This is a genomic window from Burkholderia oklahomensis C6786, assembly GCF_000959365.1.
In the GTDB taxonomy this organism is placed as follows: domain Bacteria; phylum Pseudomonadota; class Gammaproteobacteria; order Burkholderiales; family Burkholderiaceae; genus Burkholderia; species Burkholderia oklahomensis.
This window is the reverse complement of record NZ_CP009555.1, coordinates 3,328,006-3,345,615: the sequence shown is the minus strand read 5'-3', so window position 1 is coordinate 3,345,615 and position 17,610 is coordinate 3,328,006. Positions and strand designations below refer to the sequence as shown.

Sequence of the window (17,610 nt, the reverse complement as noted above, 5' to 3'; positions counted from 1 at the left end):
CGCATCGCGCTGTCTGTCGCAGAAATCTGGGACATTCGGCGCGCGCCGCACCGGATGCGTCAAAAATGCGCGCCGGCGATTCGGCCGGTTGTCCCGGCTATCCGTTACAGACGCATCCGCGACCGGGTGTTTAAATCACGCCGGCAGCCTTGCGCGCGCGAGCGCCGGTCCAACGTCACCAGGAATCCCCTCATGGAGTTCTACAGACTGTTTGCGCATGTCGGCGAAGCCATCTCGAGCAGCGGAAGCCGGCGCTTTCCGCGAATGATGTACAGCTTGATCTTCGCGGCGCTCCCGGTCGACGAGATCCGCATTTCGGAATTCGCGGTCGACGAAGCGCCGAACGGCGAACTCAGGGTGCGCAGCATCGGCACGGTCGGCGCGGCGATCGCGCAGTCCGGCGCGACGGCCGCCGCGATCGAGCCGCACGCGTCGCGGCCGTCCGCGAGCGGACGCCATCTGCACGTCGACGACACGCTCGCGTGTCACGGCCAGGTCCACGCGCTGCTCGATCGCTTCGTCCGCGCGCACGCGCCGATCGCGCCGCCCTGTCCGCAGTTTCACCTCGCGACCCGCAAGCGGGGCCGCTACTATCTGATCTCGCTGTATCGCGCGAGCCCGTTCGACGATTTTTCGCCGCAGGAGCGGACCTTCCTGAAAGACTTCGCTCACGTGCTGTTCCCGATCGTCGAGAGCCACGTCGCGGCGCTCGATTCGGACGCGCCGCTCGCGCGCCGCGACACCGCCGCGCCGTCGCCGGCGCCGACGCAAACCGGCCGGGAGCGCCTGCAGCGACGCTTCGCCGAGCGCCTGCTGCAAACCGGCGTGAAGCTCTCGGCGCGGGAGATCGAGGCGTGCACGGCGCTGCTCGCCGGCGACACCGTGCCCGCGATCGCGGATCGGTTCTCGCTGCGCGAAAGCACTGTCGAGACCTATCTGAAGCGCGCGGCGATCAAGCTCGGCGTCGCGGGACGTCATGGTCTCACTCGATGGATGCTCGACGAGCCGGGCGGCGGCGCGATGAGCATGGGCGGCGCGGCCGACGCGGGCGGTGCGCGGCCTGCGCGGCGCGACGGCGCGTCGCCGCGCATCGACGCGTGAGCGTGGGCGTCCGAGCGGGCCGGCGCGCGTCGGCGCGTCGCGGTCACCGCAGGCTCGAGAAGAACCGCAGCGCGAGCGACGTCGACGCGGCCGGCGCGCGGAACAGCCTCGCATGGCTGCCGCCCGCTTCCACTTCGAGCCGCGCGCCGGGCACCCGGCCGGCGACGAACACGGAGCCGCCGCAATGCGTGACGTCGTCGTCGTCGCCCGCGACGACGAGCGTCGGCACGCTCACCCGCGATAGCGACGACAGCACGTCGGCCTTGTTGAGCGCGTCGCTCAGCTTCGCATACCGATACATCAGCTCCGCGTTCGCATACGGATAGAGCGCCGCATGCGCGATCTCCGCGGGAACCGTGACGAGCGTCGATCGATCGGCGAACATCCGCTGCAGATCCCGCGCGGCGTCGCGCCCCTGCGCCGCCGCCTCCATCAGCCACGCATAGTTCTGCTGATGCTTCGTGCGCAGCGCGTCGTCCGACAGGTTGTAGTCGCCATACCAGAGGCTCAGCGACGTCGTCCGCTCGCGCCGCGCGACCGCCGCCCGCAGCGCGACGACAGCGCCGCCGCAGATGCCCATCACGTGCGCCCTTTCGACGCCGAAGCGATCCATCACCGCGAACAGATCGTCGACCTGCGCATCGACGTCGGACGAGACCCGGTCGAACGCGTCGCACGCGCCGAACATCGCACGTGTCTCCCACGTCAGCACGAAATGGCGCTCGGCGAGCGCGTCGAGCCATCGCAGACAGAGATCGAGCGGCATTCCGCACGGCAGCGCGAGCGCGACCGCAGGCCGGTCGCGTCGGCCCGAAGCATAGGCGGACAACGACACGCCCGCTTCGCGCGGAAGCGGTACCCGCTCGACGCCTGCCGGCAGCGCATGGAAGTCGAAGCGCTCCGCTTCGCGCCGCGCGCGGTCCGCATCGTCCGGCGTCCGGAAACGATCGTATCGGTAATCGAATGCCGCGCTGATTCGCCGGCTCATGAGCAATTCGAACGACGACAGTTGCGCCGCCCCGTCCGGCGCGAAGCGTGCGTCGGTCACGCCGATGCGCGCGAACGCGACGGCGACGAGCCGCTGCGCGTCGATCGCATCGGATGCCGAACGAAGCTCGCACGCGTCGTCGAAGAGGCACAGACGGACGGGCCCGGGCAGGCTCGCGGCGAGATGACGGAACGCGCCGATCGTGCGAAGCACGCGCAAGTCGATCGTAGAGTCGTCCGGCACTGCGGCATTCGATTCGTGCATGAAGGGATTCCCGGCGGTAAGTGGCGGAAACGTGCCGCGGCGCGGCGCAACGCGGCGCAGGCGGGGACGGCGGGTGCGCCTGCCGATCCGCGCGACGCGTCGATTGAAGCACCCGTGCGATGGGATGTCTGCAATGGGAAGCCGGGACAGGCACTGTCGGTACTGTCGGCGTTGTCGGTGCTGTCGGCGTTGTCGGTGCTGTCGGCGTTGTCGGCGTTGTCGGCGTTGTCGGCGTTGTCGGCGTTGTCGGCGTTGTCGGCGTTGTCGGTGCTGTCGGTGCTGTCGGCGTTGTCGGCGCTATTGGCGTTGCCCTGACCATCGGCGTCGGCGGACACGCGGCCGCGATGCGATCCGGCGCGCGCGTCGACGTGGTCCGCACGTTTGCGACGGAGCCGTCCGTCAGGCCGCCGAAGCGCACGGCGCGCAATCGTCGATCATCCATCTCGTCAGGCCGTGCCGCCCGCTGATGCCGAGCTTGACCGCCGCGCGCTTGATGTACGTCTCGACCGTGCTCTCCTTCACGCCGAGCTCGCCGGACATCTCGCGCAGCGTCTTGCCGGCGAGCAACCCCAGGCACACCTCGCTTTCACGCGCCGACAGCGCGACCGCCGCGCGCTCGAGCCGCGACTCGAACTCACGCCGCAGCGCATCGAGCCCCGATGCGTTCGCCGCCGGATCGCGGCACGGCACGCGTTCGTGCGCGCCGTGCCGCCGCGCCGCCGCGTGCCACTCGACGAGCGGCAACAGCGTATCCGCGAAGTTCTTGAGGAACGACATCTCCTGCAGCGAGAAGTCGCGATGCGAAAACGTGCGATGCAACGAGATCACGTAGCGGCGATTCGCCTTGCACGACACGAGATGGCACTGGAATCCCGCGCCCGTCCCGCGAAGCGGCACGGCGTCGTTGCCGTCGCCGTCGCCGCGACGCGCGGGCGGATTGATGTGAATCAGTTGCCGATCGCAGGCGGTCAATATCCGGTTCAATAGCGGATGCCCGGCGCAAGCGCGTTCGCCGGGCGCCGCGGGCAGCGCGATCGGCGCGTCGTCGCGGGGCGCACCGAACGCACCGAGCGACTGCACGCGGACGACCTTGCCCGCCGGCTCGTTGAACGTCCATTCGGTGATCTTCGTGATGCCGAGCGGAATCGACTCGGCCAGCAACGCGTGCATGTCGGATGCGAACCGCTCGCTTCCCGCGCTCGAAATCACTTTTCCGAGCTTCGCGAAGATCTCGACCATCTGACTCTCCTTGTTTGCGTGCTTGTCGGCAGCGGCGCGCCGTCCCGACGCGCAGGCGACGCGGATTGGGCCGCGCGCGCTCCGTCGCGCGCGCGACGCCCCGCCCATCGTCGTTTTGCGCCGATGCGTTCGACGAACGCGCTTCCGTTTCAGTCCGGCACGGCACCGAACGCATGCGGGGCCGCGGGCGCGGCGACAGCGACGGCGTCGTCGCGCACCGCGCGCTGCCACCATTGCGCGAACTGGCCGACATGCGGCGGCCGCAGCATCGTGTAGTGATTGCCGGGACAGCGCCATACGGTCATCCGCGGCATAAAGCCACGCCAGCCGGACAGCGCGTCGTCGGACGCGAGACGACGGCCGGCGTCGTCGCAGCCGGCGGCGAGCACGAGCGTCGCACGCCCCGTGTAGACGGCGGACGGACGGTATGCGGTGCGCAACGCCGTCCCATACGTGCGCACGATGCCCCGCAGATCGTGCGGCCCCGAACCGCGGCGGATGATGCGCGCGTCGACCATGCCGCGATGGAGCATCGCCCATTGCGCGGATCGGGGCGCGTCAAGCAGCGCATCGCGCTCGATGCCGAGCGATCGGCCGGTCGCCGCCTCCAGCGCACGCACGAGATTCCAGACGACGCGCTCGAACGTGTACGACTGGCCAAGCCTGCCGTCCGACGCCGGCGCCTCGGTATCGACCACCGTCAGCGATGCTGGCGAGCGGCCGCTCGCCTGCAGCCGGCATGCGATCTCCATCGCCACCCATCCGCCGAACGAATGGCCGATCAGATGCACGGGCTCGCGCGCGTCGGCCGCGAGCCGCTCGACGACCGGCAGGTAGGCCCGCGCCGCCGCCTCGACGCTCGCATGCGGCGCGAGCACGCCGTCGAGGCCCCGCGGCTGCAGACCGTGAATCGGCCAGCCCGGCTCCACCGCGCTCGCGAACGGCACGAACGTCGCGACGTTGTCGCCCGCGCCCGGAATCAGCACGACGGGCGCGCGGCCTGACGTCCCGCGCTGAATCGGCATATGCGGGTGATAGTCCGCCTCCGGCGAGCGCCGCTTCGGGTCGCGCGCGCCGTCGGCCGCCGTGCGCCGCGCGTCCTGTAGCGCACGCGCGATTGCTCGGCCGATCGCCTGCGCGACGTCGCCCGCCGTCGGCGCGAACTGCGCCTGCGCCGGCACGTCGACGAAGCGGATCTCGCCTTGCTGCAGCCGCGCCGTCCAGCCGTCGGCGCGATCGCGCGGCGCGGCGAAGGCCGCGTCGGGACTGCGCAACTCGAACACGTGGACGGGCAGCGACAGCGGAAACGGCTCGTAGTGCGCGAGCGCGTGATCGAGCGCCGTCCAGCGCTCGAGCCATTGCAGCAATTGCGCATCGGTCAGGTCGCGCAACGCGGGCGGCAGCAATCCCGCTGCGCGGCACCGGGACGCGATCTCGTCGAAACCGAGCGTCGCCGACGCGCCGGCGAGCGCGTTGCGCATATCGCGCGCATCGGGCGAGCACATGCGGGCCGCCCGGCCGTCGCCGTCGCCGTCGAACAGCCGCAGCCATTCGGCGTTGCGCATGTCGCGCGGCCGGCCGGTGCCGCAGCCGCTGCGGATCAGTTCGGCGAGACGCGCGCCAGGCGCCGCATCGACGCCGCGAGCGAGCCGGGCGGCCGCCTCCGCCGTCAGCAACGGCGCATCGACGAGGCCGAGAAATTCGACGGCCTCGTCCCGCCCCGTCAGCTGAACCGCGACTTCGTACGCAAGAATGCCGCCGGACGACCAGCCGGCGAGCCGGTACGGCCCGTGCGGCTGGAGCGTGACGATTCGCTCGAGCAGGCGCGCGGCAAGCCGCTCGACGGTCGGCGGCGCGTCGTGCGACGGCTCGCCGTCCAATTCGCACACGCGCCAGTCCGCGCCGAGATGCTCGGCGCCGCGCCGCGCGCCGTCGGACAAGCGAGCGTATCCGGCAATCCAGAACACGCTGCACGCGTGCGATCGATCCTCGGGGGCGGCGACGGCCGTCCCGTCGCCGACGGTCGAAAGGCTCGATGACAAGCATGAAGCAGGCACGCTGTTCCCTCCTTGATCGACGCGCCATGCGGGCGGCGTCGACTTGATTGATCGATCGTTACTGGCGAATGCTGCGCAAGGCCGACGAGACGATTCCGTTCGTCGAGCTTTGCTGAACGAAGTCCGGCCATTGCCGGACTCGATGAAGACTTGGATCGGGAAATGCGGGAAATCCCCGTACTCCCAGCACTTTCGGCGAATCAAACGGAGCGGAATTATCGAAAAACAGCACCACTCGACGCGTTAAATTCAATCCAGGAATACTCTGCCCACACATGATAACGACGAACGAGGACATTTGCATCTGGAAAACAACGCCTACTCAACCCTCTAAACAATGCGCCGTACCAAATCCGACGAATCGGGTAATCCATCGATCCGATCATCGATACGACTGGTAAATTCTCCATTGATATCCAATGGAATTCGGTAATATTCAGCCATGCGCCACGTGCACGATCCTATCCTCGCCAGCGTGCCTCACGCTACCGCCGAAGCAGCCGACTCGCTTGTCACAAGGCGGTCACCGATCAACCTCCGATCATCGGTCGTCGGTCGATTGTTTCGACTCGTTCAACGATCGAATTGTGCGATCGACAAATGCCGGCGTTATTCCCCGACACATTCCAAACAATAATTTTCAATTTATTTTTATTTCCATGATTGATTTTTAAATATGCATTCCGAGCGAATTTAACCAGGCAACGGACCTGCCATCATCTCATGAATTAATTGATTAATTGTTGATATTTATCGAGAAATGCATTTCCTTCTGCTGAATATGCATAAATTCAATAATCGACGCTCGCCACAAAATCACCCCATGGAAATAGCGATCGAGGAAGGAATTTTCGGAAACTGTGAGCGCGGCGCTGAAAATCGCACCCCGAATGATCGGCGCGCGCTTTTTCGCAACGGGTTGTCGCGACGAAGCGCGGGTCGCGATTGCTCAGGCGGCCGGCAACGGATCGCCCTGGCATTTTGCGCAAGCGCTTGTCGGCATCAGGAAAGGACGCGTCGGTGAGTAGCCGGCCGGCGAGATAGGCGGCGTCGGATCGCGCTTCCGTCGCCGCCTCTCAAAGCAAGGCGATCGCAAACGATGGAAGCGCGGCAATGCCGAATGTGTCGGCCCGCCCATGGCGAGACTGGACGTCGTGAACGACGGACTCGGGTGACGACGTCGCCATCGATTCGCAGCACGGTGACGCCAACGATAAAGTCAAAGGGACCCGGCCCGCTTCCTCGGCGTCTCCGTGGCATCCACGGAACTTGATAAGGCCAGGGCCATCTCCTGGGAGGCACGGCGGCCTACGCGTCCTGTGGTGGTATCAGCGACAACCCTTGAGCCTGCAGCGCAACTGGCGGAGCGCTTGGTCGTCCCTGCCGAGGACGATTCGGCCTTTAACGTCGAGGCTGCCGCCAAGCTGGGCTCGAACCTCGAGATCCGCGTCTCCGATGAAAACGAGCGTTGGTCTGCGTATCGGGAGCGCGACGACCAAACGCTGAAGGCTATCCGCGAGCTGGATACGTATGCGACGGAATTCGGCAACGGAAAACTTGGACGGGCACGAGCCGACAAGGTGGCCCTCGAAGAAGACGCTGCCGCGGCGACAGCACGCGCGGAGTCCCTCGAATCGCTCTCGCTTGAGTGGGATGAGAAGGCTCAAGGGCTCGAGCTGCAAACCCAAGCCGCCGATGCGAGAGGCCAGGCTGCACTTCTGTCTTCCTCAGCAGTTCGCACGTTCCAGAACGAACACGAAGCCGGCCATGCGGAGCGCGTCCGCCGACTGGCGGACGTAGCGCAAGGCATCACCGCAGCACAGGAGAGCAAGTCCGCAGCCGATGAGGGCCTTGAGCGACTGCAGGGTGAACGCGACCGCGACCACGGTTTGCGCGTGAGCATTGACCATGAACTCAAGGTTGCGGGCGAAGAGCGTGCGGGCGTTGCTCACTACGACAAGGACTAACCGGCTCACGAACAGCTGTTGCAGAACCCGCGACCGGTAGAGACGTTGCGCCGCATCTACAGCGATGCAGAAGCGGCCTATCTGGCCGAAGAACGGAAGCGACTGGGGCTGTTGGCGCATAAGCTGGAAGATGCTCGAAAGCGCCGCGAGGACAAGGCCAAGGAGTTCACGCGCGAATACAAGGGTGTTCAGATGGCGGACCTTGCCCCCTTCCTGGACGTGAACCATGAAGATGCGTTGGCCAACGTCGAGACCGCGCTGGAGGCGGCCAAGCCAGAGCAGGTGAACGCCGCTTCAAATCCGCAGGTCGTGAACGGCGAGTCAAGAAAGTGGTTGGACTCAAACAAGACGAACCTCGGCCCCGCGGTACCTGCTCACGAGGCTTTGGATCTGGATGCTCTGGCCGCTCTCATGGCTGAGGCCGAGAACCGCGCGAACGCGGCGTTGGAACGGATGCGTGCGGCCAACGAAGCCGCGAACCAGGCCGCGGACCGAGCCAATCGGAAGCGCACGGCCGCGGAGGCCGACGGGAAGGATGCCGTCGGCGCCGCTGACGGTATCAAGCAAGCCCATCCGCATGCTGCCCGCACATACCGTCAGAAATACCGTCAAATGACGGTTGCTCGGCCTCCACGCAGGGCGCAGGCGAAGGTTGACAATCTCCCTAGCGATCAAGGACTTACGGACCTGCGCTCGACAATTTAGAATCGGGCATGCGTGATTTATCGACCATCGCAAGCCATTGATTCAAAAAGGAATTTCAAGCCCCTCTATTCCCACTCGATCGTCGCCGGCGGCTTGCCCGACACATCGTACACGACCCGATTGATCCCGCGCACTTCGTTGATGATCCGATTCGACACGCGGCCGAGCAGCGCATACGGCAGATGCGCCCAGTGCGCGGTCATGAAGTCGGTGGTCTGCACGGCGCGCAGCGCCGTCACGTAGTCGTACGTGCGGCCGTCGCCCATCACGCCGACCGACTTCACCGGCAGGAACACCGCGAACGCCTGGCTCGTCAGGTCGTACCAGCTCTTGCCGACCTGCGACGGCTCGCAGAGGCCCGCCGCCGCGTCCTGCTCGGTCGCATGCGTCGCGCGGAGTTCTTCGATGAAGATCGCATCTGCGCGGCGCAGCAGTTCCGCGTAGTCGCGCTTCACTTCGCCGAGGATCCGCACGCCGAGGCCCGGGCCCGGGAACGGATGGCGGTACACCATCTCCGCCGGCAGGCCGAGCGCGACGCCCAGCTCGCGCACCTCGTCCTTGAACAGGTCGCGCAGCGGCTCGAGCAGCTTCAGGCCAAGCGTCTCAGGCAGGCCGCCGACGTTGTGATGGCTCTTGATCGTCGTCGCCTTCTTCGTCTTCGCGCCGCCCGATTCGATCACGTCCGGGTAGATCGTCCCTTGAGCGAGCCATTTCGCGTTCGTCAGCTTCTTCGCCTCGGCCTGGAACACCTCGACGAACTCGCGGCCGATGATCTTGCGCTTGGCCTCCGGGTCGGTGACGCCCGCGAGATGGCCGAGGAACTGCTCGGACGCGTCGACGTGCACGACCTTCGCATGCAGACGGCCTTCGAACATGTCGAGCACCATCTTGCCTTCGTTCAGGCGCAACAGGCCGTGATCGACGAACACGCAGGTCAACTGATCGCCGATCGCGCGGTGGATCAACGCGGCCGCGACGCTCGAATCGACGCCGCCCGACAGGCCGAGAATCACTTCTTCATCGCCGACCTGCTCGCGAATCAGCGCGACCGCTTCTTCGATGTGATCGCGCATGATCCAGTTGGGCGCGGCTCCTGCGATGTCGAGCACGAAGCGCTCGAGCAGCTTGCGGCCCTGCAGCGTGTGCGTGACTTCCGGATGGAACTGAACCGCGTAGTAGCCGCGCGCCTCGTCGGCCATGCCGGCGATCGGGCAGCTCGGCGTCGACGCCATCAGCGCGAAGCCGGGCGGCATCCCGGTGACCTTGTCGCCGTGGCTCATCCACACCTTCAGCATCCCATGGCCTTCCGGCGTCGCGAAATCCTGGATGCCGTCGAGGAGACGCGTGTGGCCCTGCGCGCGCACTTCCGCGTAGCCGAACTCGCGATGGTCGCTCCACTCGACCTTGCCGCCGAGCTGCACGGCCATCGTCTGCATTCCGTAGCAAATGCCGAGCACCGGCACGCCGAGATCCCACACCGCCTGCGGCGCGCGAAGCTGCTGGTCCTCATAGGTGCTCGCGTGGCTGCCGGACAGGATCACGCCCTTCGGCGCGAATTCGCGAACGAAGTCGTCGGTGACGTCGTTCGGGTGGATCTCGCAGTAGACATGCGCTTCACGGACGCGCCGCGCGATCAGTTGGGTGACTTGCGAACCGAAGTCGAGAATCAGGATTTTGTCGTGCATGGCAGCGGACGGGAACAAGAACAATGGAATAACAAAAGCAGCGCCCGAGGCGCTGCATCGAATACGTATCCGGGCGATCGCGCGGCCGCGACGCGCGGCGGCCTGACAGTCGGGAGAGCCGGGCCGCTCACGGTTGCGACGGCGGTCGCGCCGCGTCGCCGACGCCGCTCGTCGCGGCGCCTTCGCGCTCGGCCGGCGCCGCGCTCGTCGCGCCCGCGCCCACCGGCGGCGTCGCGCCTGCGCCCACCGTCGATGCGGCGCTCGCCGCTCCGGTCGCGACGCCTGCGCGCGACACGCTCGGCTCGATCCGCGCGGCGGCGGGCGGCGTCGCGGCCGGCTCCGCGGCGCGCTTCGACGCGACGCGCGCATCGGCTGCCTGCGCCTTCTCGCGCCGCCGCACCACGGCCGCGAGCCGCACGCCGCCGAAACCGATCACGAGCAGCACGGCGCCTGCGGCCACCGACACGAATTGCCCGAACGACGACAGTTGGGGCGAACGGATCGCGATCAGCCAGACGAGCATCACGACGCCCGTCAGCCAGTTCACGTGCCCGACCGCGCGTGCGACGCCCGCGGTCAGACCGCCGTTGAAGGCCGCGTGCATCGACAGCCACGCGAGCCCGAGGAGCGCGATGCCGAACGCCTGCCCGACCATCGCGGGATCGACGGTGACGAGTTGCAGCGCGTCGTACAGCGCTTTCCACGGCGTCAGCACGAACAGGAGGCCGAAGCCGGCAAGCAGTACGGCATCGATGAGGAGAACGGCGCGCAGCAACGGTTTCATCGGCGATCAGTCCACGTGATAGTTGGGGGCTTCCTTCGTGATCTGCACGTCGTGCACGTGCGACTCGCGCATGCCGGCCGCGGTGATCTGGACGAACTCGGCCTTCTCGTGCAGCTCGGCGATCGTCTTGCAGCCGCAGTAGCCCATGCTCGCGCGCACGCCGCCGATCAGCTGGAAGATGATCGCGTTGACCGAGCCCTTGTACGCGACGCGGCCTTCGATGCCTTCCGGCACGAGCTTGTCGATGTTCGCGGAGTTGTCCTGGAAGTAGCGGTCCGCCGCGCCGTCCTTCATCGCGCCGACGGAGCCCATGCCGCGGTACGACTTGTATTGGCGGCCCTGATACAGGAACACGTCGCCCGGCGATTCTTCGGTGCCGGCGAACATGCTGCCCATCATCACGGCGTTCGCGCCGGCGGCGAGCGCCTTCGACACGTCGCCCGAGAAGCGGACGCCGCCGTCGGCGATGCACGGCACGCCCGTGCCGCGCAGCGCGTCCGACACGTTCGCGATCGCGCTGATCTGCGGCACGCCGACGCCCGCGACGATCCGCGTCGTGCAGATCGAGCCCGGGCCGATGCCGACCTTCACCGCGTCCGCGCCGTATTCGACGAGCGCCTTCGCGGCGGATGCCGTCGCGATGTTGCCGCCGATCACCTCGACCTTCGGGAAGTTCTGCTTGACCCAGCGCACGCGCTCGAGCACGCCCTTGCTGTGGCCGTGCGCGGTATCGACGACGATCACGTCGACGCCCGCCTGCACGAGCAGTTCGACGCGCTCCTCGTTGTCCGGACCGACGCCGACCGCCGCGCCGACGCGCAGCTTGCCGTGTTCGTCCTTGCACGCTGCCGGGTGCTCGGTCTGCTTCGTGATGTCCTTGACCGTCATCAGGCCGCGCAGCTCGAACGCGTCGTTGACGACGAGCACGCGCTCGAGACGGTGGCTGTGCATGAGCGCCTTCGCGTCCGCGAGCGGCGTGCCTTCGGCCACCGTCACGAGACGCTCGCGCGGCGTCATGATCGACTTGACCGGCTCGTCGAGGCGGGTTTCGAAGCGCAGGTCGCGGTTCGTCACGATGCCGACGAGCTTCGGCCCCTCGACGACCGGGAAGCCCGAGATACCGTGCTGGCGCGACAGCGCGATCACGTCGCGCACCTTCATGCTCGGCGGAACCGTGATCGGATCGCGCACGACGCCGGATTCGAAGCGCTTGACCTTCGCGACTTCACGGGCCTGCTCGACGGGGGTGAGATTCTTGTGGACGATGCCGACGCCGCCTTGCTGCGCCATCGCGATCGCGAGGCGACCTTCGGTGACCGTGTCCATCGCGGCGGACACGAGCGGCATGTTCAGGGAGATGTTGCGGGTCAGCTGGGTCTTGAGGCTGGTGTCGCGCGGCAGAACGTCGGAGAACGCCGGGACGAGGAGCACGTCATCGAACGTGAGTGCTTTTTGGATCAGACGCATGGCAAATCCTATAGGCGCAAAAGCGAATTATACGCGAAGCTCGGCTAATTTTCACAACACGAACAACGGCTTAGGCGTTGTCGGGCAATTGGGGCCCCGAATCGTTCGGATCCCGGTTCGAGTCGTTTTCGATCCGGTTTCGTTTCGCGCGGGCGCGCGTCCGTTCGCGCGGGGCCCGGCCGCGCGGGGACGGCGGGACGCGGCGGCGCGCGCGAAGCGGCGCGACAGCCCGTCCCGGCGGGCGGGCGCGCGTCCTCGCGCCGCCGCTGCCGGGCGCTCGCCAGGCCGTCGTCCGGCCCGGCGGTCCTGCAGCCTTCGCAGCCCCTGCCGACTCCAGAGCCTCGAGCGCATCTGCCCCGTCGGCAACGCGCCGGGCGAGCGCCCTGCCCGCCCTTGCCCGGCGCCGCCCGCATCGCATGCGGCGTCATCCGATCCCGACCGCTCGCGCAATCAGGATCATCCCCGCCCCGACAATGACGCCCCCGACGGCTCGCGCGGCGCGCTCGCCGGCCGGCGCAAGACGTTCGACGGCGATGGCGGCCGTCACGGCGGCCATCGCACGCAAATCCATGATCCCGATGACGAGCAGGCTCGCGGTGAGGCCCGCGCTGTTGCAACAGCAGTGCAAACCGAAACGCGCGCCTTGTCGCCAAGCTGCGCCGGCGCTCCCGGGCAGCGCGCCGAAGCACCCCGGCGCCGCGCGGCAACACGCCAGACGGCGCGCCTTCCACGCAGTGAACTGAAGCGCGCCGGCGCTCAGCACGACCGCACCGGCCGCGACCGGGACGGCGCGCGAAAGCGCCGGCGCGCGCATCACGACCGCCGCCAGCGCGGCGCCGACCGCGTAGACGACGATGCCGGCCGCGGCCCACACGAAGGAATACCCGGCCGCGACCGACGCGGCCCGCGGCCAGGCGCGCGCTTCGCGCATCCAGCCGGCCGCCCGTGCGCTGCGCCACAGCATCGGCGCGAACGACGGCAGCATCATTGCCGTCATCATCGCGATCCACATGCCGACGAACGACGCCGACGCGCCCGCCCACGTCCGCCCGCACGTCCGCGTCCAGATCGTCGACATCGCCCAGCCGCCCGGCATCGGCATCTCGCCCATCGCGGGCATCGACGCGAGCCATGCGACCGCCGCCGCGACACCGGCCGCGAAGACGGGCGCCAACGCGCCCCCAACGGCTCGCCGCGCAGCGCGCGCGGAAATCGCGCGCGGCAACATCCCGCGCCGGGGGTCGCGCCGGCGCGGACCGCGCGCGGGCTCAGCGCTCGCCGTACTCGTCATGGCGGCGCCACCAGACACCCGTTTCGTTGCGCCCCTTCGGCGCGCGATCGAGCCACTGATACATGCCCCAGAGACCGTCGAGCCCGCGCGCGTACGTCGAATACGTGTGGTAGACGACGCCGTCCTCGAGCACGAACGCGCTCATGCCCGGCCGATCGCGCGTGTACGTGCGCGCGTCGGTCCCGCAGGTGGCGGCGAACTCGGCGACGGGCGCGGGCGCGGGCGTCGTGTCCATCGCATGGCCGCCGCGCCGGTAGTTGTATTCGACGCTCCCGTCGCGCTGCTGCGCGTCGGTGAACGACACGTTGAAGTCGTAGTTGAAATCGCTGTCGAGCGACGATGCCCACGGAAACGTCCATCCCATGCGCTTCCTGTATGTCTGCAGCTTCGCGAGCGGCGCGCGCGACACCGCCGACAGCGTGACGTCGTGATGCGCGAGATGAACGACGAAGCCGTCGAAGCCGTCCGCGATCGCCGAGCACGACGGGCATCCCGCCGTGTAGTCGGGTCCGAACATGAAGTGGTAGACGAGCAGTTGCGAGCGGCCGCGGAAAAGGTCCGCCAGCGACGCGCCTCCTTCGTCCGTCTCGAATCGATACGTCTTGTCGACGCGCACCCAAGGCAGCGCCTGACGCTGCCGCGCGAGCTCGTCGCCGCGCCGCGTGTGCGCTTTCTCCGCATCGAGCAGTTCGAGCCGCGCGGCGAGCCATTCTTCGCGCGTCCCGGTCATGTGTGTCGCCATCGCTCGTCCCTCCTTTCCGTGTCGCGCGCCGGCCGCTCGATCTCCGATCCGGCGCGCGGGTTGCGTGATCGTGGTGGTAGATTAGTGCCGGGTTTCGAACGGTGGGAGTGACAAGTGTGGCGGGATTCCGATGGACTCGCTGATCACGGCCGCGGCGCGCGCGCTCGCGGCGGGTGATCCGCTCGGCGCGCTGAACCGGGTCGCGCTGCGCGACGACGCACCCGCGCTCGCGCTGCGCGGCATCGCGATGGCGCAGCTCGGCGATTTCGTCCGCGCGAAGGCGCTCGTGAGGAGCGCCGCGCGCGCGTTCGGCGCGAAGCAAGCCGTCGCCCGCGCGCGATGCGTCGTCGCCGAGGCCGAGATCGCGCTCGCGTCGCGCGAGCTCGGCTGGCCCGCGAAGGCGCTCGACGCCGCGCGCATGACGCTCGAAGCGCACGGCGACCGCATCAACGCCGCGCATGCGCGATATCTCGAAGTGCGGCGCCTGCTGCTGATCGGCCGTCTCGACGAAGCCGAGCGCTCGCTCGCCGCGCTCGACCCCGCCGCGCTCCCGCCCGCATTGCAAGCCGCGCACGAGCTGATCGTCGCGGGAATCGCGCTGCGGCGCCTGCGGACGCCGACCGCGCGCGCGTCGCTCGCGCGTGCCGAACGCGCCGCGCGCGCGGCCGGCATCCCCGCGCTGACGGCCGAAGTCGAGCACGCGTCCCGCATCCTCGACACGCCTGCGGCGCGCCTGATTGCGCGCGGCGAAGAACGACTGCTGCGGCTCGACGACGTCGAAGCGTGGCGCGCGTCGGAATCGCTCGTCGTCGATGCGTGCCGCCACGTCGTGCGCGACGCGCGCACGACGGTCTCGCTCGCGAGGCGCCCGGTGCTGTTCGCCCTCGCGCGCACGCTTGGCGAAGCGTGGCCGGACGACGCGCCGCGCGACGCGCTCGTCGCGCGCGCGTTTCGCGCGAAGCATGCCGACGAATCGCATCGCGCGCGCCTGCGCGTCGAAATCGGGCGGCTGCGCGCGATGCTCGGAACGCTTGTCGAGATCCACGCGACGAAGCGCGGTTTCGCGCTGACGCCGCGCCGCGCGCGCGACGTGGCCGTGCTCGCGCGCCCGGTCGAAGACGCGCATGCGGCGGTGCTCGCCCTCCTCGCCGACGGCGAGTCGTGGTCGAGCTCGGCGCTGGCGCTCGCGCTCGGCGCGAGCCAGCGCACCGTGCAGCGCTCGCTCGACGCGCTCGCGACCGCGGGCAAGGCGCAGTCGTTCGGTCGCGGGCGCGCGCGGCGCTGGACGACCCCGCCCGTCCCCGGATTCGCGACAACCTTGTTACTCCCGGCCCCGCTGCCGGGCGATTAGGATGGCGCCATCGAGCGACCGGGAGGCAAAGACATGAAACGAACCGCAGCCGAGATCATTCAGGAATACGGCCCGTTTCCGGGCGTCGACGGCGTGCACGGCGTCACGTACGACGGCCGGCAAGTGTGGTTCGCGTCGGGCGACAAGCTGAACGCGCTCGATCCGGCGAGCGGGGCGACGCTGCGGTCGATCGACGTCGCCGCGCATGCGGGAACCGCCTATGACGGCCGGCACCTGTACCAGATCGCCGAGAACCGCATCCACAAGATCGATCCGGACACGGGCCGCGTGCTGGCAACCATCCCGGCGCCCGGCGGCGGCGCGGACTCCGGGCTCGCGTGGGCCGAGGGCACGCTGTGGGTCGGACAGTATCGCGATCGCAAGATCCATCAGGTCGACCCCGAAACGGGCGCGATTCTTCGGACGATCGAGTCGAATCGCTTCGTCACCGGCGTCACGTGGGTCGACGGCGAACTCTGGCACGGCACCTGGGAAAGCGACGAGAGCGAATTGCGCCGCATCGATCCCCGGACGGGCGACGTGCTGGCAGTGCTCGCGATGCCGGCCGGCGTCGGCGTGTCGGGGCTCGAGTCCGACGGCGGCGACCGGTTCTTCTGCGGCGGCGGAAACAGCGGGACAGTGAGAGCCGTCCGCCGCCCCGCGCGAAGCGCCGCGGCACAAGGCGGCACCGGGCGCGCGGCCGATTCCTCCGGCGAATAGCCGCGGCGGCGGCCCACGCCCGCCGAAAAAGCCTCCGGCACCTTGCGCGAGGGCGCTCCGCGCCGCCTGTCGTCGAATGGCGGCACCGCAACATCGACACGAAACGAGCCCCCGCCCCGCCGGACGACCTCGACGCGCGTGCCGGCCGGGCATCTGCGCCGCCCGCGCATCTTTCCGACCGAGTGCAGGAATGGACAAGACAGACGCGGCCGCGCGCCGCTAAGATGCGCGCTCGTCAGTGAAATGGTCGGAGAATTCGATGCAGCGCGGTGTCGTGTACGGCGTGTTGGCAGGCGCCTTGTGGGGCATGGTGTTTCTCGTGCCGCGGGCCCTGAACGATTTTTCGCCGTTGCTGCTGAGCGTCGGCCGCTACGCGATGTACGGCCTCGTGTCGCTCGCGGCCGCGTTGCCGGCCGCCCGCTCGCTCGCCGCGCGCCTCACGCGCGACGATCTCGTCGCGCTCGTCAAGCTCGCGCTCGTCGGCAACGTCGCCTACTACATGCTGCTGTCGAGCGCGGTGCACCTGATCGGCATCGCGCCCAGCTCGCTGATCGTCGGCGTGCTGCCCGTCACGGTCACGCTCGCCGGCCTCGGCGACCACGGCGCGGTGCCGCTCAAGCGGCTCGCGGGCCCGCTCGCGCTCGTCGTCGCCGGCATCGCGTGCATCAATGTCGATCTGTTCACGTCCGAGGCCGCGCGCGCGACGACGCTCGCCCAGAAGCTCGTCGGCATCGGGTGCGCGACGGCCGCGCTCGCGAGCTGGACGTGGTACGCGGTCGCGAACGCCCGCTACCTGCAGCGCCATCACCGTTTCGACGGCAACGAATGGTCGGTGCTGTGGGGCGTCGTCACGGGCCTGATCGGCGGGCTGTGCTGGATCGGCATCGCCGCGCTCCCGGCCGGCACGCTGCAGCCGGCGCTGCCCGCGTCGCGCTGGCAGTTGTTCTGGCTGCTGAATCTCGGCCTCGCGATCGGCGCGTCGTGGCTCGGCAACGGGCTGTGGAACGCGGCGTCGAAGCGGCTGCCGCTCACGCTGTCGGGCCAGCTGATCGTGTTCGAAACCGTGTTCGCGCTGCTCTACGGCTTCGTCTTCGATCATCGGCTGCCGCGCGCGCTCGAAATCGCGGCACTCGTGCTGCTGCTCGCGGGCGTGTACGGATCGGTGCGCCGGCACGGCGGCGACAAGCGCGCGGCCGACGATCCGCTCAGCGCGAACCTCGGCGCGCACTGAGCGCGGCGTTCGTCGGAT

15 protein-coding genes are annotated in these 17,610 nt (G+C 68.6%); 7 read left to right on the top strand and 8 right to left on the bottom strand.

Annotated elements, in window-relative coordinates:
- The first annotated feature begins 192 nt into the window (after positions 1-192).
- Complete coding sequence (locus BG90_RS14995) at positions 193-1,101, top strand: helix-turn-helix transcriptional regulator (RefSeq protein WP_038802671.1); 909 nt, start codon at positions 193-195, stop codon at positions 1,099-1,101.
- Positions 1,102-1,144: 43 nt separating this feature from the next.
- On the opposite strand, the gene BG90_RS14990 is transcribed toward BG90_RS14995, so the two are convergent.
- Positions 1,145-2,332 carry an alpha/beta fold hydrolase gene (locus BG90_RS14990; protein ID WP_235363850.1) on the bottom strand — a complete coding sequence of 396 codons (1,188 nt, stop codon included), beginning with the start codon at positions 2,330-2,332 and terminating at the stop codon, positions 1,145-1,147.
- A gap of 135 nt (positions 2,333-2,467) precedes the next feature.
- Between BG90_RS14990 and BG90_RS37340 the strand changes: the two genes are divergently transcribed.
- Complete coding sequence (locus BG90_RS37340; RefSeq protein ID WP_124072263.1) at positions 2,468-2,668, top strand: hypothetical protein; 201 nt, start codon at positions 2,468-2,470, stop codon at positions 2,666-2,668.
- An 84-nt stretch (positions 2,669-2,752) separates the two neighbouring features.
- On the opposite strand, the gene BG90_RS14980 is transcribed toward BG90_RS37340, so the two are convergent.
- Together BG90_RS14980 and BG90_RS14975 are read right to left on the bottom strand one after the other, a co-directional pair.
- The gene (locus BG90_RS14980) at positions 2,753-3,592 is read right to left on the bottom strand and encodes a helix-turn-helix domain-containing protein (RefSeq protein WP_025990471.1); all 840 of its coding nucleotides are present in this window, start codon (positions 3,590-3,592) and stop codon (positions 2,753-2,755) included.
- Between the two features lie 149 nt (positions 3,593-3,741).
- The gene (locus BG90_RS14975; protein ID WP_232355031.1) at positions 3,742-5,532 is read right to left on the bottom strand and encodes a thioesterase domain-containing protein; all 1,791 of its coding nucleotides are present in this window, start codon (positions 5,530-5,532) and stop codon (positions 3,742-3,744) included.
- 1,487 nt (positions 5,533-7,019) lie between these two features.
- Between BG90_RS14975 and BG90_RS35120 the strand changes: the two genes are divergently transcribed.
- Together BG90_RS35120 and BG90_RS35115 are read left to right on the top strand one after the other, a co-directional pair.
- Positions 7,020-7,616 (top strand): hypothetical protein, encoded by a 597-nt coding sequence (locus BG90_RS35120; RefSeq protein WP_124072262.1) that lies wholly within the window; start codon positions 7,020-7,022, stop codon positions 7,614-7,616.
- An 18-nt stretch (positions 7,617-7,634) separates the two neighbouring features.
- Positions 7,635-8,321 (top strand): hypothetical protein, encoded by a 687-nt coding sequence (locus BG90_RS35115; protein WP_124072261.1) that lies wholly within the window; start codon positions 7,635-7,637, stop codon positions 8,319-8,321.
- A gap of 65 nt (positions 8,322-8,386) precedes the next feature.
- On the opposite strand, the gene guaA is transcribed toward BG90_RS35115, so the two are convergent.
- The 5 genes from guaA to BG90_RS14935 form a co-directional block, all read right to left on the bottom strand.
- Positions 8,387-10,006, bottom strand: coding sequence for a glutamine-hydrolyzing GMP synthase (gene guaA, locus BG90_RS14955; RefSeq protein WP_010121572.1), 1,620 nt, complete (start codon positions 10,004-10,006; stop codon positions 8,387-8,389).
- 127 nt (positions 10,007-10,133) lie between these two features.
- On the bottom strand, positions 10,134-10,790 hold the full coding sequence (locus tag BG90_RS14950) for a hypothetical protein (RefSeq protein WP_038802675.1): 657 nt from the start codon (positions 10,788-10,790) through the stop codon (positions 10,134-10,136).
- A 6-nt stretch (positions 10,791-10,796) separates the two neighbouring features.
- The gene (guaB, locus tag BG90_RS14945; RefSeq protein WP_010104499.1) at positions 10,797-12,257 is read right to left on the bottom strand and encodes an IMP dehydrogenase; all 1,461 of its coding nucleotides are present in this window, start codon (positions 12,255-12,257) and stop codon (positions 10,797-10,799) included.
- A 424-nt stretch (positions 12,258-12,681) separates the two neighbouring features.
- On the bottom strand, positions 12,682-13,431 hold the full coding sequence (locus tag BG90_RS14940; protein ID WP_010115908.1) for a DUF2182 domain-containing protein: 750 nt from the start codon (positions 13,429-13,431) through the stop codon (positions 12,682-12,684).
- Between the two features lie 94 nt (positions 13,432-13,525).
- The gene (locus tag BG90_RS14935; protein ID WP_010104508.1) at positions 13,526-14,290 is read right to left on the bottom strand and encodes a DUF899 domain-containing protein; all 765 of its coding nucleotides are present in this window, start codon (positions 14,288-14,290) and stop codon (positions 13,526-13,528) included.
- A 130-nt stretch (positions 14,291-14,420) separates the two neighbouring features.
- On the opposite strand from BG90_RS14935, the gene BG90_RS14930 reads away from it, so the two are divergent.
- The 3 genes from BG90_RS14930 to BG90_RS14920 all read left to right on the top strand — a co-directional run bounded on the left by BG90_RS14930 (position 14,421) and on the right by BG90_RS14920 (position 17,592).
- Positions 14,421-15,641, top strand: a complete 1,221-nt coding sequence (locus BG90_RS14930) for a hypothetical protein (RefSeq protein ID WP_010115909.1) — start codon at positions 14,421-14,423, stop codon at positions 15,639-15,641.
- Between the two features lie 33 nt (positions 15,642-15,674).
- Entirely contained in the window at positions 15,675-16,361 is a 687-nt protein-coding gene (locus BG90_RS14925; protein WP_010115910.1) for a Vgb family protein, read from the top strand.
- Positions 16,362-16,620: 259 nt separating this feature from the next.
- Complete coding sequence (locus BG90_RS14920) at positions 16,621-17,592, top strand: DMT family transporter (protein WP_010115911.1); 972 nt, start codon at positions 16,621-16,623, stop codon at positions 17,590-17,592.
- Positions 17,593-17,610 lie beyond the last annotated feature (18 nt).